This is a genomic window from Natrinema limicola JCM 13563, assembly GCF_000337475.1.
In the GTDB taxonomy this organism is placed as follows: domain Archaea; phylum Halobacteriota; class Halobacteria; order Halobacteriales; family Natrialbaceae; genus Natrinema; species Natrinema limicola.
Genome location: NZ_AOIT01000016.1, coordinates 1 through 15744, shown reverse-complemented (window position 1 = coordinate 15744; position 15744 = coordinate 1). Strand labels below are relative to the sequence as shown.

Annotated in this window: 17 protein-coding genes; 8 read left to right on the top strand and 9 right to left on the bottom strand. The window is 63.5% G+C overall.

What is annotated here, in order from left to right:
• Positions 1-42: 42 nt before the first annotated feature.
• From C476_RS01805 to lonB, 3 genes are read right to left on the bottom strand one after another with little or no spacing between them, the layout of a single operon-like run.
• Positions 43-387: a hypothetical protein gene (locus C476_RS01805; protein WP_008009276.1), complete on the bottom strand. Its 345-nt coding sequence runs from the start codon at positions 385-387 to the stop codon at positions 43-45.
• A gap of 24 nt (positions 388-411) precedes the next feature.
• Complete coding sequence (locus tag C476_RS01800) at positions 412-1344, bottom strand: CPBP family intramembrane glutamic endopeptidase (RefSeq protein ID WP_008009273.1); 933 nt, start codon at positions 1342-1344, stop codon at positions 412-414.
• On the bottom strand, positions 1345-3447 hold the full coding sequence (lonB, locus tag C476_RS01795) for an ATP-dependent protease LonB (RefSeq protein ID WP_008009272.1): 2103 nt from the start codon (positions 3445-3447) through the stop codon (positions 1345-1347).
• Between the two features lie 305 nt (positions 3448-3752).
• Between lonB and C476_RS01790 the strand changes: the two genes are divergently transcribed.
• Both C476_RS01790 and C476_RS01785 read left to right on the top strand, forming a co-directional pair.
• A complete protein-coding gene (locus C476_RS01790) occupies positions 3753-4277 on the top strand; it encodes a nicotinamide-nucleotide adenylyltransferase (RefSeq protein WP_008009271.1) in 525 nt (174 codons plus the stop codon).
• Positions 4278-4395: 118 nt separating this feature from the next.
• Complete coding sequence (locus C476_RS01785; RefSeq protein ID WP_008009269.1) at positions 4396-5232, top strand: SAM hydrolase/SAM-dependent halogenase family protein; 837 nt, start codon at positions 4396-4398, stop codon at positions 5230-5232.
• A 202-nt stretch (positions 5233-5434) separates the two neighbouring features.
• On the opposite strand, the gene thsA is transcribed toward C476_RS01785, so the two are convergent.
• Positions 5435-6979, bottom strand: a complete 1545-nt coding sequence (gene thsA / locus C476_RS01780; RefSeq protein ID WP_008009268.1) for a thermosome subunit alpha — start codon at positions 6977-6979, stop codon at positions 5435-5437.
• A 188-nt stretch (positions 6980-7167) separates the two neighbouring features.
• Here thsA and C476_RS01775 point away from each other — a divergent pair, with 188 nt between their 5' ends.
• Positions 7168-7995, top strand: coding sequence for an amidohydrolase family protein (locus C476_RS01775; RefSeq protein WP_008009266.1), 828 nt, complete (start codon positions 7168-7170; stop codon positions 7993-7995).
• Between the two features lie 132 nt (positions 7996-8127).
• Complete coding sequence (locus C476_RS17675) at positions 8128-8607, top strand: hypothetical protein (protein ID WP_083857017.1); 480 nt, start codon at positions 8128-8130, stop codon at positions 8605-8607.
• A gap of 162 nt (positions 8608-8769) precedes the next feature.
• Here C476_RS17675 and C476_RS01770 read toward each other — a convergent pair whose 3' ends face one another.
• A complete protein-coding gene (locus C476_RS01770; RefSeq protein ID WP_008009265.1) occupies positions 8770-10131 on the bottom strand; it encodes a glycerate kinase type-2 family protein in 1362 nt (453 codons plus the stop codon).
• A 145-nt stretch (positions 10132-10276) separates the two neighbouring features.
• Between C476_RS01770 and C476_RS19285 the strand changes: the two genes are divergently transcribed.
• Positions 10277-10597, top strand: coding sequence for a hypothetical protein (locus C476_RS19285; protein ID WP_241430461.1), 321 nt, complete (start codon positions 10277-10279; stop codon positions 10595-10597).
• Positions 10598-10650: 53 nt separating this feature from the next.
• Here C476_RS19285 and C476_RS01760 read toward each other — a convergent pair whose 3' ends face one another.
• Complete coding sequence (locus tag C476_RS01760; protein ID WP_008009261.1) at positions 10651-11622, bottom strand: sugar phosphate nucleotidyltransferase; 972 nt, start codon at positions 11620-11622, stop codon at positions 10651-10653.
• Between the two features lie 173 nt (positions 11623-11795).
• Between C476_RS01760 and C476_RS01755 the strand changes: the two genes are divergently transcribed.
• Both C476_RS01755 and C476_RS01750 read left to right on the top strand, forming a co-directional pair.
• Positions 11796-12086 carry a transcriptional regulator gene (locus C476_RS01755; protein WP_008009258.1) on the top strand — a complete coding sequence of 97 codons (291 nt, stop codon included), beginning with the start codon at positions 11796-11798 and terminating at the stop codon, positions 12084-12086.
• 271 nt (positions 12087-12357) lie between these two features.
• Positions 12358-12726, top strand: a complete 369-nt coding sequence (locus C476_RS01750; RefSeq protein WP_049911558.1) for a DUF7344 domain-containing protein — start codon at positions 12358-12360, stop codon at positions 12724-12726.
• Here the strand turns inward: C476_RS01750 and C476_RS01745 are convergent.
• A complete protein-coding gene (locus C476_RS01745; RefSeq protein ID WP_008009255.1) occupies positions 12723-13172 on the bottom strand; it encodes a Rieske (2Fe-2S) protein in 450 nt (149 codons plus the stop codon). The genes C476_RS01750 and C476_RS01745 overlap by 4 nt on opposite strands.
• Positions 13173-13269: 97 nt before the next feature.
• Between C476_RS01745 and C476_RS01740 the strand changes: the two genes are divergently transcribed.
• Entirely contained in the window at positions 13270-14376 is a 1107-nt protein-coding gene (locus tag C476_RS01740; protein WP_008009253.1) for a saccharopine dehydrogenase family protein, read from the top strand.
• A 116-nt stretch (positions 14377-14492) separates the two neighbouring features.
• On the opposite strand, the gene C476_RS01735 is transcribed toward C476_RS01740, so the two are convergent.
• Both C476_RS01735 and C476_RS01730 read right to left on the bottom strand, forming a co-directional pair.
• On the bottom strand, positions 14493-15365 hold the full coding sequence (locus C476_RS01735) for an aminotransferase class IV (RefSeq protein WP_008009251.1): 873 nt from the start codon (positions 15363-15365) through the stop codon (positions 14493-14495).
• Positions 15358-15744, bottom strand: a 387-nt coding sequence (locus tag C476_RS01730; RefSeq protein WP_008009248.1) for a glutamine amidotransferase-related protein, incomplete at its 5' end; no start/stop codon positions are given. The genes C476_RS01735 and C476_RS01730, both read right to left, overlap by 8 nt.

Here is a 15744-nt window from a genome sequence, read left to right as displayed (position 1 = left end):
CGGTTGCACCGGCAATGACTGACAGTAGTCCATATCAATCGATCAGGTCGCGGACCAGACGGCATAGATGTAACTGCCGACGCCGAGCACCACGAGGACTGACGAGAGCAGATCGATGGCAGCCATTCCCGTGAGAACGCTCCCGAACGCGAGGAGTCCACCGGCGACGAGACACACCGCAGCCACGGTTTGTGCCGAGCGCCAGTCCGTCGCTCCGTCGTACAACATCGTCCCGACGGCGATCGCGATGACGCCGAAGCCGACTTCGGCGACGGCGGCCGCCAGCGGATCGTTCGCGATCGTCGCATAGACCAACACGACGAAATACCCGAGAATCAGGGCACTGATCGCTCGAGAGCGGGCCGTCGACCCGGCGGTCACGTCCATACCGTATCCACCCGCTCGCTGGCCTTAGTGTTCGAGGGTCTCGGCCCACTCGAGGCCGATCCCCTCGTGGACGACGAACTCGAGGGCGTTGATCAGATAGTGAGCGACGACGACGACCAGCAGGTTCCCGGTGACGATGAAGATAGCCGCGAGGACGAACCCGAGGAGGCCAGTGACGACAACGCCGACCGAGCCCTGCATGCCATGGCCGAGTGCGAACGCGATCGAGGAGCCAACCGCGAGCAGCCACGGAGAGAGGCCGAAGCCGGCGGCGGGAACGCCGATCAGCGCCGCGCGGAAGAGAAACTCCTCGAAGACGGCGATGATCGGCAACACGCCCAGCAACAACACGAGCCAGCCGCCGACCGAATCGGGAGCGAGCAGCTCTCGAAGCGTCTCGTCGTGGTCGAAGCCGAAGTGGGTCGCCGTCGCAGCGGCGAGTTCGTTCAGGACGTAGATGATGATTCCAGCGGCCACCCCAATCCCGATCCCCGTTTCGAGGTACGCGACCGAGAACTCGAGACCAAGCGCCCCAGCCGGGATCGCGGTGTAGACTGCCGCGCCGACCAACAGCAATGCGAACGTCCCCTGTGAGAAGGCTACGTTCGCGAGGAGTGCCCCAGTCGACAGCGACGCCGGATCGACCGCTCGGTCGGCGTGCTCGGGCTGAGCGGGAGTCGACGCGGCTCCATCTCGTGGTCGGCTCTCGGTATTCGTGGTGGATCGATCGTCGTCGAGCGGCTCCGGAACGTTCGGGGACGGGTGCGGTGCTGACGACTCAGCGGGCGCTCGAGCGGTCCAGTCGGTATCGTGGTTCGCTGTGTCGAATCGGCCATCGACGCCGTCGCTGGCGTCGCCGGTATCGTCGTGAAACGCGGATTGAGTCAGATGAGATAAAACGAGCAGCAAGACGAGGACGACGCCCGTCAGTCCGAGGAACGTCGTCCACTGCGGCATTTACTGCGGGCTCGGGTTCGAGCCGCTGGCGGAGCCGACGGCACCCTGGTCGAACGCTGCGTCAGTGATCGACTTGAGGCGGTCGACCAGCGAGTCCTTCTTTGGTTCGCCCATCAGGGCGACGTCTAAGACTTCGCTGATGTTCGAACAGGGGACGATATCGACCATCTCTTCGTACTCTTCTTCGATCATCACGTCCTGTTCGTTGGCCTTCGGGATGATAACCGTATCACAGCCGGCTTTCGCGGCGGCCTCGATCTTGTGGGTGACCCCACCGACTGGGAGCACGTCGCCACGCACCGACAGCGAGCCGGTCATCGCGATCGACTGATCGACCGGGATGTTCTCCAAGGCGCTGATGACGGCGGTTGCCACCGTGATGGAGGCAGAGTCGCCGTCGACACCCTGCTGGCCGGCCTGGACGAACTGGATGTGGATGTCTTTCTCCGAGAGGTCGACGTCGGAGAACTTCTTGATGATCGCGGAGACGTTCTGGACCGACTCCTCGGCCATCTCCTGGAGTTTGCCGGTCGCGATCACCTGTCCGCCACCCTGAGCGGGGGCGATCTCGGCCATCACGGGGAGCATGATACCGGAGTCCTCGCCCATGACTGCAAGGCCGTTGACACGGCCCTGAACGCCGTCTTCGGTGACCTGCAGTTCGTAGTCCTTGCGGCGCTCGATGTAGTCGTCGGCGAGCTGTTGCTCGATCGACCGGGAGCGCTGTTTGGCCTGCAGGACGTCCTCGCGGGTCGTGTAGTCGCGGTCCTCGGCGCGGGCGATGTCGCCAGCAACGCGGACCAGGCCACCGAGGCTGCGGAAGTGCAGCGTTAAGTGATTCTTCCGGCCCGAGCGACGCTTGGCCTCGAGGATGAGTTCCTCGACGGCGTCGTCGGTGAAGTGAGGCAGGCGGCCGTCGCGTTCGACCTCCTGCGCGATGAAGCGGGCGTACTTGCGCCGCATCTCGGGGGTGTCCTCGATGGTGTCGTCCATGTAGACCTCGTAGCCGTACCCTTTGATCCGGTTGCGGAGCGCGGGGTGCATGTTCTCCATCGCATCGAGGTTCCCTGCAGCGACCATGATGAAGTCACAGGGGACGGGTTCGGTCTGGACCATCGCACCCGAGGAGCGCTCGGACTGGCCCGTGATGGCGAACTCGCCTTCCTGGATGGCCGTCATCAGCTTCTGCTGGGTACGGATGTCGAGCGTGTTGATCTCGTCGACGAACAGCACGCCCTTGTTCGATTTGTGGATCGCGCCGGGTTCGACGCGGTCGTGGCTCGGGGTCTCCATGCCACCGGACTGGAAGGGGTCGTGGCGGACGTCGCCCAGCAGCGCACCGGCGTGGGCACCGGTCGCGTCCTCGAAGGGAGCGACGCGCTGATCGCCGTTGTTGACGATCATGTTGGGCACCATTGCGTCGGACCCACGGGACGTATACCGGAAGATCAACCAGATGATCCCTGCCGCGAGGATGCCAAGCAGCGGACTGGTGCTGCTTAAGATTGCATAGCCGATGACGACTGCGATGATGATCCACATGAGGATCGACCGCATCTGGTTGCGCTTGCGGGCTTCCTCCTTGTGGGCATCGATGATCTGTTCGCCCTTCCCGGCGGGGACAGTCCGGACCTTTGGCTCGTTCCCGTCATCGGGGTTGTGATAGACTAAGACGTCCTGAAGGTCCTCTTTCGGCAGCAGTTGGCTCATCGCCTTCGCCAGCATCGACTTGCCGGTCCCCGGCGAGCCGATCATCATGACGTGCCGGCGCTGTTTTGCCGCCTTGATAATGATATCTCGTGCTTCGTCCTGACCAATGACCTGATCGACGAGTCGATCGGGGACTTCGATGTCCTCCGTCGAGTCGATCTTGAGGCCGCCGAGAAGGTCGTCCTCGGCGATCTCCTCATCGACCTCGACGCCGGGATCGACCTCGACCGTACTGCCGAGGTCTTCGACGGTTTCGATTTCGTCGTCGACGTCGGTACGACGGTCGCCGTCCTCCTCGAGCGGCGACCGCTCTCCCTGACGCTCGGATTGGTCCCGGTCGGGACCAGTCGAAGCGTCTTCAGGAGGGTCGTCAACGTTCGTATCGTTACTCATAGAACTCTGTTCGGTATCTGTGTCGAAGGGATTGGCACTGATATACTTTCTCCATACGGAGGATGGTGTCAGTTGTTGATACCGGGAGGCACAGCGGTCGACGGGGCAAATCAAGCGAAGTCGTTGACGTGTTTAGACAGGTGTAACCTGATGCGAATATATCGTTTCAGGACCGGTATGGAGCCGAATGTATCATGCGTGGCAAACACACGTGTGAAAGCATGCCTGCCATGCTATGCTGTGTCGCAAGACGCAATTCGGGGTGACTCGCCACGCTTAAGCGTGCTGCTCGAGCAGTATCCGGCATGACTCGGGGGTTCTATATCGGCCGCTTCCAGCCGTTTCACAACGGTCACTTGAGTATGGTCGAACAGATCGCTGACGACGTCGACGAACTCGTTCTCGGGATCGGGAGCGCCGACGACTCCCACACGACCAGAAATCCGTTTACTGCCGGCGAACGGATCATGATGATTACGAAGTCATTGGTCGGCTACGACCTCGTGACCTATGCCGTCCCAATCGAAGACTTAGAGCGCAACTCGGTGTGGGTCAGCCACGTCCAGAGCATGAGCCCGGATTTCGACATCGCCTACTCGAATAACCCGCTAGTCATCCAGCTCTTTCGGGAAGCCGGGATCGAGATCCGCCAGTCACCGATGTTCAATCGCGAGGTCCTCGAGGGATCGGAGGTTCGCGAGCGGATGATCTCCGGCGGCGACTGGGAGTCGCTCGTTCCCGAAGCCGTCGTCGACGTCGTCGAGGAAATGAACGGCATCGAGCGCATTCAGATGGTCAGCGAATCGGACTCGAACACAAACGACAGCTGACGACTGACGTGATACCGCCGGGTGGACGTCCGCTCCGGTATACGCACGGCCAGTCGTGCGGTCGTGACGCGAGACAGTTCCAACCGGCATTATGGGACGGCAGTTCGTAGCGGCAACTATGATCACGCTCGCTTCGGACTTCGGCACGCCGTATCCGGCAGTGATGAAAGGTGTCCTGCGACAGCGAACGGACGCTAGGTTGGTCGACGTCGCCCATGACTTCCCCCGACAGGACGTCCGGACGGCCGCCTTCTGGCTTCGCGAAGTACTCCCCTATTTTCCGCCTGCAACGCATCTCGTGGTCATCGACCCCGGTGTCGGGACCGACCGCGATGCGATCGTCGTCCGTGCTGGCGATCACACGCTCGTCGGCCCGGACAACGGCGTTTTGCTGCCTGCTGCGCGGCGGCTCGCAGGCGATGCAGGCCGACTCGAGGCCTACCTGATCGACGAGGACGGTCTCGACCCCGTCGAGCCGACGACTGACCAGTCCGAACCAAACAGCCGTAGCCAGCACCCGCCACAGGGCCGAAGCAGGACGTTCCACGGGCGGGACGTCTTCGCACCGGCTGCCGCCGCGGTCCACGACATCACGGATCTCGAGTCATTCGTGTGGCTCGAGCCGACGACAGCCGATGTCGACCTCGAACTCCCGACGGCGACACTCGATGCCGAGCGAGCGGTCGGCGAAGTGCTGGCCGTCGACGGCTTCGGGAACGTCATCACGAACGTGCCGGGGTCGGCGCTCGAGAGCCGAGAACGGGTCCGAGCCAACGGCGAGCCCATCCCCGTCGGCGAGACGTTCGCGGCCGTCCCCGTCGGCGATCGACTGGCGACCGTCGGCAGCCACGGCTACGTGGAACTCGACGTCAATCAGGGCCGTGGTGACGAGGCATTCGACCTCGAGCCCGGCGACCGGGTCGTCCTCGAGCCCGTACCGGGTGACGACGGCTGACGTGAATTGCCGCGGACGAGTCACGACTCCCTTCTCTCAGCTGCCTATCGGGGCAGCGTGTCGGCGTGCGGGGCCGATCACAGCTCCCCGTTGGCGCGGATCGTGACAGTACACTCCGAGAAGGTAACCAAAATCGAGCCGTCGCCAGTCAGCCCCGATCGAACACAACCAACAAAATAAAACAGGAGTCGCGACAGCGACGTTACTCGGCAGCGATGACGTCGTCGATGCGGACGATCATCGTCGCGGCTTCGGTAGCGCTCTCGACGGCCTCGCGCTTGACGTCGGCGGGGTCGACGACGCCGTACTCGAAGGGATCGGCGATCGTGACCTCGTCACCGTCGGTGATCAGGCCGGCCCGACCCTCGGACTCGTGGGCGGCACGGAGGTCCACGAGCGCGTCGATTGGGTCGCGGCCGGTGTTGGCTGCGAGCGTCCGTGGGACGACGTCGAGCGCGTCGGCAAACGCCGTCACGGCGAGTTGCTTGCGGCCCTCGATACCGGCGGCTTCCTGCCGGATCTTGTCCGCGATTGCGATCTCGGTCGCACCTGCACCGGGGACGACTTCGCCGGACTCGAGCGCCGTCGCGACGACATCGAGTGCGTCGCCGATGGCACGCTCGAGTTCGTCGACGACGTGTTCGGTACCGCCGCGGACGAAGACGGTGACCGTCTCTGCGGCCGCGCCGCCTTCGACGAACGCGAGGTCGTCACCGCCGAAGGTTTCGGTGTGGATTCGGTCGGCGGAGCCGAAGTCCGATTCCTCGAGGTCGTCGAGTGCGCCGACGCGGCGGGCACCGGTCGCGGAGGCGACCTGCCGGGCGTCGCTGTCACCGAGGCTCTCGAAGACGAGGATATCCTCGTTGGCGAGCGCGGTGGCGACGCGGTCGTTGACGTCCTCGGTGGTGAAGACGACATCGGCCCCGCTGTCGGCGATGGTTTCAGCGTAGCCCTCGAGTTCGCCTTCCTCGGCGTCGATTGCGGCGTTGAGCTGGTCGATCGAGTCGATGGCGTACTCAGCGTCGACGTCGCCGGTTCGGACGTCGAGTTCGACGTCCAGGATAGCGATCGACGCGTCTTCGACCGTGCTCGGCATGCCGTCGTGGGCGGGTTCCTCGTCGACGATGATTCCGGGGACGAGTTCGGTCGCGTTCGAGGAGGCACCGATCTGGGTGTGGACGGTGACGTTGTCGCGTGCGACGCCCTCGTCGGTTTCGACGTGGCTGATCGCCTCGACGACCGTCTCGGCCAGGGAGGCGGCGGTGAGCCCACCGGTTCCCTTACCGGTCATGCTCGACTCGGCGACCTGCTGGAGCACCTCGTCGTCGACGTCGGCCTCGCCGACCTCCTCGGCGATGGCCTCGAGGGCGATCTCGGCGGCCTCGTGATAGCCCTCGACGATTGTCGTCGCGTGGACGTCCTGCTCGATCAAGTCCTCGGCCTCGCCGAGCAGGTTGCCGGCGAGGACGGCCGCGGTCGTCGTGCCGTCACCGACTTCCTCTTCCTGGGAGTCGGCGACTTCGACGATCATTTGGGCCGCGGGGTGTTCGATATCCATCTCGTTCAAAATGGTCGCGCCGTCGTTCGTGATGACGACGTCCCCGCCGGAGTCGACGAGCATCTTGTCCATGCCACGGGGGCCGAGTGTGGTGCGTACCGACTCGGCGACGGCCTTGCCGGCCATGATGTTCGACGATTGGGCATCGCGGCCCTGCGTTCGCTGACTGTCCTCGCTCAGAATGAACATAGGCTGTCCGCCCATGCGTCGCTGTTGTGCCATCGTTGATCCTCACTAACCATGTCGTCAGCACTTCTATATAATACTTTCCCTCGAACCACCGCTCCGTCTTGCGATTCTCCGTGTCCCTGAGCCACACAACCGGACGACACCGGCCGGTAGCACAATATATGTCGACTCGGAACTGTCTGGTGGGAATGCTGGAGTTGGAACACGGGTTTCGCGTGGTGGACCTTTCGACGCGATTGCCGTCTCCTGGTGGCGGGGGAGCCCCACAGGGACACACGATTACGGCAGATCGACTCGAGCGGGAGCTGCACCAGGCCGGAATCACGAAAGCGGTCGTCTTCCCGCCGTCGGCACCGGAGACGAGCTACGTCGCGCCGAACAACGGCGTTGCCAGACGCAGCGTCGACCGGCCGTTCGTCTCGTTCGCCCGGATCAACGGCACCCAGACGCCGGGGCAGAAAACGACCGGCCGACTCCGCAACGCCGTCAGCCGCCGCGATGACCACCATACTACTCCAAGCGATATCGAGAAATACGCCTACGACGACCGCTTCCACGGCTTCGTCCTCGATCCAACCGTCGACGACTACCCCGACAACGACGTCCTCACGGCCATGGAGGACGTCGACCTCCCCGTGATCGTCCGCGGCGGCACTAATGCACCGCCAGAAACGCTTGCTGAAACCCTCCTCGAGCGCTCGTTTCCCGTTATCGTCGGTCACTTCGGCGGGTACCCGCTGAATCGCTCGCTGATGACCGAGATGATCGGTCTCTTGGCGGAGTACGACGACTGCTACCTCGAGACGAGCTTCGTCCGCTATCGCGACCAACTCGAGCGCGCACTGCTCGAGCATCCGGATCGCGTCTTCTTCGGCAGCGGCGCGCCGGCCTGTCATCCCAACGTCGCGGTCATGGAGATCCTCACGCTCGACGTCTCGGAAGACCTATTGCGGCGAGCCTTCTCGAAAAACGCCTGTCGCGTGATCGACGCGCTCCGGCCGAGCGTGGAGCCGTAACAGTAGTTGGTAATACAGTTTCGTTATTCAGAGTGGCTCGTGAAATTCGCGTTCAGTACAGGGCGTACAATCATCGTCCCTTCCAACTCCTCACACAGAAACCTTATGCGAATGTGTTGTGGATATAACTATATGCCCTCCCGTCGCGCTACCCTCCAAGCTACTCTCCCTCTCCTCGCTGGTACGCTTTCTGGATGTACTGCCTCCGTTTTTTCCGACAGACATCCTCGTCTCAGCTGTCTCGAACTAATTAATTTAGATACCAAATTGCATACCGTTTACCTGCGTGTCGAATACAAGAATGAAGAAATCCTCTCTGATTCCTATACTATTGACGGTCGTGAAGATGGTGATGCCCGGATTCAGCAACGATGGATTCCACAGGAGTGGCCCGATGAGACGGGGCAATTCCGTGTCCATTTTCGGATGGACACACGGTCAGAGTGGGTAACAATCGAATCTGAGGAGGAGTTGGGCGAGTATGCTATCCAGATAGCGTATCGGATTGATTCAGATGGGCACGGGATACCTTTTTGGGAAACACGTGATGCTGATGATGACGAACGAGGTTGTAGCGAATCGCTCGCAAATTCAGTTGAAACTGCCGGCTGAACCAATGGCCCAAACTGAATGTGGTTTCTGTCATTTTCTCCCATAGTCGGTCAGTTCGCACGTGTAGTGACCAAACTACTCGGTTTAGTTTCAGTTAGTATTTATTATAAATAAATTTTACTGCTCTCTACTGATAAGTCACAGCCTTGCGATCGCAGCGGGCTAGGACTGCTCGACGACCAGTATCCGCAGGTCGTTTAGATTCGTTCCCGTCTGCCCCGTCCGGATCAGCGCGTGTCGCGCCTCGAGGAACGGGGAGACGTCGTTTTCGGCGAGTGCCTCGCGTGCGCTCTCGGGATCCTCGACGGTGGTCCCGTCGACGAGCGCGCCGGCCGCGTCGGTCACGCCGTCGATGCCATCGGTGTCGATCGCGGCAACCGTGATTTTGTTGCGGTCATCGTCCCGACCACAGTCTGCATGCCCAGCCGCCAGGTCGAGCGCTGCGCTCGTCGCGAACTCCTGATTCGGGCCGCCCGTCCCGTCGCCGCGGATCGTTACCGTCGTTTCGCCACCCGAGAGGAGTACAGCCGGCGGTGAAACGGGGTTCCCCGTAGCGCGGACCTCTTCGGCGATCGCAACGTGAGTTGTGGCCGCTTCGCGGGCCTCCCCGCGAATCCGCGCGGAGAGGACGAGCGGCTCGTAGCCGCGCTCGGCTGCCGTCTCGCGGGCTGCCTCGAGGACGGTCATCCCGTCGGCGACGACGTGCGTCGAGACGCGCTCGAACGCAGTGTCACCGGGGCCGGGCGTCTCGGCGATCTCGCCGGCCACACCGCGCTCGAGGCGGTCGACAACAGTCTCGGGCGCGTCGATTTCGTAGCGCTCGAGGACCGCAAGCGCGTCGTCGAATGTCGACTCGTCGGGCACGACAGGGCCGCTCGCGATGACGCTTGGATCGTTCCCGACGACATCGCTGAAAAGTAACGAGACGACCGTCGCTGGGGCAACGCGGCGGGCCAGCCGGCCACCTTTTAGCGCCGAGAGGTGCTTGCGGACCGCGTTGATCTCGCCGATGTCGGCCCCGCTCGCGAGCAGTGCGTCGGTCGTCGACTGGAGGGCCGTAAGCGAGACTGCACCGGCGGGTGCGGGCATGAGCGCGCTGCCGCCGCCGGTGATCGCAGTCACGACGAGTGTCTCGTCGGTTGCCGCGTCCGCCGCCTCGAGCAGGTGACGCGCCCCCGCGACGCCGCGCTCGCTGGGCACGGGATGATCGCCCTCGCGAACCTCGACGCGCTCCGTGTCGACTGGATCGTCCGTAACGACCACGCCGTCGTCGATCCGATCGCCCAGTATCCCCTCGAGCGCTGCGGCAACGTGGGCCGCAGCGTTGCCGCCGCCGAGGACGACGAGGTCGTCGTACGCCTCGAGGTCGTACGTCGTATCGGCGACACGGAGGGTTTCGTCCTCGAGTGTGACGGCATCACGGATGACCGTCCGCGGATGGCCGGCCTCGACGCCTGCCTCGAGACAGTCGAGAGCGACCTCGCGGGCCGCGGTCGACGTGAGGGCGTCCCGATTCTCGATCACGCCGGATCACCGATATCCATCACCGGTGGGTTCAGATCAGTGGAACCTCCTCTCATAGGCCACCCGTCGATCGGCATCCGCTAAAGTCCAGTGTCGTGAGCCAGCGCTGTAAACGATACTGCAAGCGGTGTGGATGACGTTTCGAGTGACCGGCCAACCGCTTTGCGCGTTCCTGCTGACAGTCCGCCCATGCACGAGAACGATCGAGGCCAAGCCCACCCCGATCGAAAACCCGACGCTCGAGGGGCTGCAAACTGACCGCGAAGAAATCGTCGGCGACCTGCAGGATCCGATTCTGGGCAATCTCGTCGAGACGGAACTGGGACGGGGGATCGAACGTCTCGCCCTCACGAAACTCGAGACGCTGCTGGCGCTGGCCGATCGGATCGGCCTGCCCGACGAGATCACCCCCTCGAGCAGACCAGACAAGAGGCAGAGAACGGCCTCGAGTGGGTGCAGGAGCTAACAGCGATCTAATCGCGAGCGCACACGGCGGCATGGACCCGCGGTTCGTCGACCCTACTCCGTCCCGTTCGTGATCGTCGTGTGGGCACCGATGAGTGCTCCGGCGAGGTCGAGATCCTCGATCCGAGTGCCCTCATCGATAATCGAGCGGCGGATATCGCCGTTGCGAACCGTCGCGTCCGGGAAGATGACGGTGTGCTCGAGAGCAGTCCCCTCGAGCGTGACGTCCTCCATGACGTGGACGTTCTCGCCGATCGTGGTGTCTTCCAGCGTCGCCGAGTCGGCGACCAGCGAGTCACCATCGAGATGCCAGGCGACGGCATCGAGATAGCTCTCAGGGGTGCCGATGTCGAACCACGCCCCCTCGAAGGTGTAGGCGTAGGTCGCTTCGCGGTTCTGGAGCCACTGGACGAACCAGCCCGGCTCGTCGGGGTTGTTGCCGTCCTCGAGATAGGTCGGCAACAGATCAAGCGATTCCTGCGGGAACGCATAGCAGGCGATCGAGACGAGCGTGCTCTTTGGGTCGTCGGGTTTCTCCTGGAAGTCGACGACGCGGTCACCCTCGAGTTCCACGAGGCCGTAGGATTTTGCCTTCTCGCGGGAGCCGACGTCGTAGGCGGCGAGCGTGGGCGCGTCGTGAGACTGGAAGTAATCGAGAAAGTCCGAAACGGCGAAACTGATCAGGTTGTCGCCGGCGATGATCAGCAGATCGTCGTCGACGTTCTCGCGGTCGATCAGCTGGGCGAGCGCGCCGACGACGCCGAACTTGTCGTCTTCTTCGGTCGTCTCCTCGACCGAGAGCCGAGGTTTGTCGAACTCGCTATCTGCGAGGTGGGCCTCGAAGTCGGGCGCGAACCGCTCGTTGGTGCTGACGTAGACCTCGTCGATGCGCTCGTCGGCCTCGAGCTCTGCAAAGATGCGGTCGATGACGGTCGACTCGCCGATCGGGAGGAACATCTTGGGCCGGTGCTTGGTAATCGGCCACATTCGCGTCGCGTACCCGCCTGCAAGGACGACTGCCTTCATACGCCGGTGTTCACCTGCGGGGTCCAAGTCACTTGTCCTTTCTCGAGTGAGAGGGTCTGACACGCCCGAAACCCCACAGCAGGAGGAAAACTGGTATCGACGACAGAGACGAACGACCTGCGCCGTGACTGCTGTCCGACAGTATAAAAACACACACCGCCTGTAGGGGACGTATGCGCGAGGCCGACGAAACGACGCGACAGAAACTCGCCGATGCACTCCGTGCCGAGCCGGCGACGCCGAGCGAGCTGGCCACCCAGCTCGATCTGACGCCACACGCGGTCGTCCGCCACGTCGAACACGTCTCCCGGTCGGTCGACGGCACTGACGAGCAACTGCTCGTCGCACCGCCGACGTGTCGAGACTGCGGGTTCGACGACTACGACGACCTGCTGAACCTCCCCTCGCGGTGTCCCGAGTGCAAAAGCGAGTCCATCGACGAGCCGACGTTCACGATCGAGTGACTGATACGGTCTGCTGTCAGTCAGTTCCGATGCACCCGCGACTCGTCCTGCGGTTGCACCAGTATATCGTTACAGCAGACCGTATGAACCAGACGTTCATCGACGATCAACTGTCACTCTCCCATGGGGGTTGTCAACTGGATCCGATACTAATATTTGTGGTGCAGGCGAGAACCCGATACGAACTCTCGAGCGAGTGGCGGCGTCACGGCCCGTCGAAGCGGCGTTCGGCTCGGTTCAGTCGCACCTGCTCGAGAACGACGGACCACACATGACTTCCAGATCGCATTCGGAGCGTGACTGCGTCGAGATCGTACGGACGGTACTCGACTGGCTCGATGAGGCCGACAGGCCGGATCCGGCGGCCAAAACGCTCGACGACGTGTTCTCCCTGCTTGCCGACCAGCGTCGCCGACTGCTGCTGTCGGTGATGCGCAGCTACGGCGAGGAGGTGACGCTGCCGGACGCAGCCGAGGAAGTCGCGGCCCGCGAAACGGGCCACACCGTGCGAAACATCTCGGCCGAACGCGTCAAAGAAGTCTATCTGTCACTCTACCACGACCATCTGCCGCGGCTGGTCGACGCCGGCCTGCTCGAGTACGATCAGGAGCGTGACCTGGTCGCGCCAGCCACCATCTAGAACTCGACGTTCGAACTCGAGGCGCGATCACAGTCGTCAGTCTCGACCGGGCCGAGCCCGACGAACGCGTAGTCGTCGTCAGTCAGATAGACGTCGCCATCCTCGACGGTCACCTCGAGGTCGGTGAGATAGGCACCCTCACAGGGACCGAACGTACAGCGACCGGAGTCGGCCGCGAAGTACGCGCCGTGATTTGCACAGACGACTTCCCCATCTCGCATCGGCGCGCCTGACCCCTTGTCGAGTTTGATGTGTGTGAAATGCTGACAGTAGTTCAACCAGCAGGAAACACCGTCTTCAGAGACCGGGTCGCCGCCGTCGGTCGCGACCGGCGCGGTCCTGACGAGAATCGCCTCCTGTGTCTCGTCCGAGTCGTCGGTCACGCGGAAACAAACCGTCGAATCGGTGGGCACATCCGACAGCGCCGTGATCCGTTCAGCGTCCATCACCGCATCCGTTGGAAGTCAGCGGTCCTGAACGTTATGCCATCGGGTGAACACGCGTCTGACGGAACTTTAAATCGCTCTCCGACGAACGCGACCTATGGACTCCCTTCTCATCTACGGCTCCTACGGTTACACGGGTCGGCTGATCGCCCGCGAGGCCGTCGCACGAGGGGGATCACCCGTCGTCGCTGGCCGGGACGGTCACGCGGTCACACGCCAAGCCGACGCCCTCGGCGTCGACGGTCGCGTCATCGATCTCGAGTCAGAAGACCTCGCGTCCCACCTCGAGCGCTTCGATGCCGTGGTGAACTGTGCAGGGCCGTTCGTCGACACCGCCGAGCCGTTGGTCGTGGCCTGTCTCGAGACGGGCACGGACTATCTGGACATCACCGGCGAGTTCCCGGTCTTCGAGCGTCTCCGCCAGCGCGATGACGCGGCCCACGAAGCGGGAGTTACGCTCCTGCCCGGCGTCGGCTTCGATGTCGTGCCGTCGGACTGTCTGGCGGCTTTCCTTGCCGACCAACTCCCCACTGCCGACCAGTTGCGACTCGGGATCAAAGGTGGCGGCGGGCTCTCGCGGGGCACCGCCCGAACGCTCGTCGAACACCTCGGCAGTGGCGGCGTCGTCCGCCGAAACGGGCGACTCATTCAGGTGCCGACCGGCTACCGAACACGCGAGATCGACTTCGGCGACGGCCCCGAACACGCCGTCACGATCCCGTGGGGCGACGTCGTCACCGCCGCTCACAGCACCGGCATCGAATCGATCGAAGTCTACGCCGCCGCGCCGCCGTGGGCGGCGAGCGGACTGGCGGCCGTCGATTCGCTGGGGTGGCTGCTCGAGCGCAGGCCGGTCGAGCGCCTGCTGAAGCGGGTCATCGACGCCCGTCTCGATGGTCCGGACGGCTCACAGCTGGCGACCGGCAGCGCGGTCGTCTGGGGCGAGGTCGTCGACGACGCCACCGGCCAGCAGGCGCGGGCCCGACTGCGGACGCCCAACCCCTACGCGCTGACCGCCGAAGCGGCGGTGGTAGCCGCCCAACGGGTGCTCGAGGACAGCGCCCGTGTTCCGGACGGATTCCAGACGCCCGCGAGCGCGTTCGGCAGCGAGTTCGTCCTCGAGTTGGCAGAGACAAAGCGGGAGCTCGTCAAGACACCTGATGAATCGAACGAGTCGACACGAGTGCCGGTCACGCCAACGTGATACGGACTCCTGTAAATCAGTGCCGGTGCAACCGCGACCGTCCTGCCGTTGCACCGGTACACCGTTACAGCAGACCGTATGAGCCACTCCCCCGGAGCACGGACTGGTGGACTCGACTACTGGTAACACGTCCGTTCGACCCGCTCGTCGTAGCGCCGTGAGAGCCGTTCCGTGACTGGACCGCCACCGATCGCATGGCCGTCAAGCGTCGCGATCGGGCGCAGCTCCCAGGTCCGATTGGTCAGAAACGCCTCGGCAGCGCCGTGAACGTCGGCTGGCTCGTACGACCCCTCGTGGACTGCGATGCCAGCGTCCCGAGCGAGCGCGAGTACGATTTTTCGGGTGATCCCCGGCAGCACCGGCCCGTCGATCGTCGGCGTGTAGAGTTCGCCATCGCGAACAAACCAGAGGTTGCTCGTTGCCCCTTCCGCGATGTAGCCCTCGAGGTCGCACATGAGCGCTTCGTCCGCGCCAGCACTGAGTTCCGCGCGCGCGAGGATCCCGTTCAGGTAGTTGTGGGTCTTGGCTACGGCCGGAATCGCCTCGTCAGGGACGCGACGAGTTGTGACCGTCTCGACTGTTGCCGGGTCGTCCCAGACGGACTCGCCCGCGAGCCCGCCGCGGGGCAGCGGGTTGGTGTAGACGACGACCGTCGGGTCGACGTCGGGCTGGGGCGTGAGTTTCCCCGGCTGGACGCCACGTGTGATCGAGAGCCGGACGTAGGCGTCCGCGAGATCGTTCGCCACGAGCGTCTCGTCGATTCGGCCCCGGAGGTCGGCCGCCGTCAGCCCGTGCTCGAGCGAGAGGGCCTCGCAGGTTCGCTCGAGACGCTCACAGTGGGCGTCCCACGCGAAGATCGTCCCGCCGTAGGCCCGTAGCGTCTCGAAGGCGGCGTCGCCGTAGCGAAACCCCCGATCGTCGACGCTGACGGTTGCCTCACTGGCTGGGACGAGGTCGCCGTCGACGTGGTAGTACAGTTGCTCAGCCATCGTGGGCCTCCGCGTTCCGGTCGGCCGTTGCGGCGAACCGACAGAAGTTTTCGATCAGCTGCTTGCCGAGTGCGAGCGAAATCTCTTCGCCGGTGCCGTCGTCCGTCCCGGTCACCGTATCCGGCTGTGCCCGCGTGAGGATACTCTCTGGATGAAATTGCACCCCGATATGGGGCTTTTCGCGGTGGCGCACTGCCATCAGAACACCACGCTCGTCTGCCGTCTGGGCAGTTTCCTCGAGCGAGGCCGGTAACTCATCGCGCTCGACCGCAAGTGAGTGATAGCGCCCGACCTGGAACGTCGACGGAAGTCCCGCGAAGATCCCAGTGCCGTCGTGGCTGATCGTCGACCTGTCTCTTATACACATCTCTGATGGCGC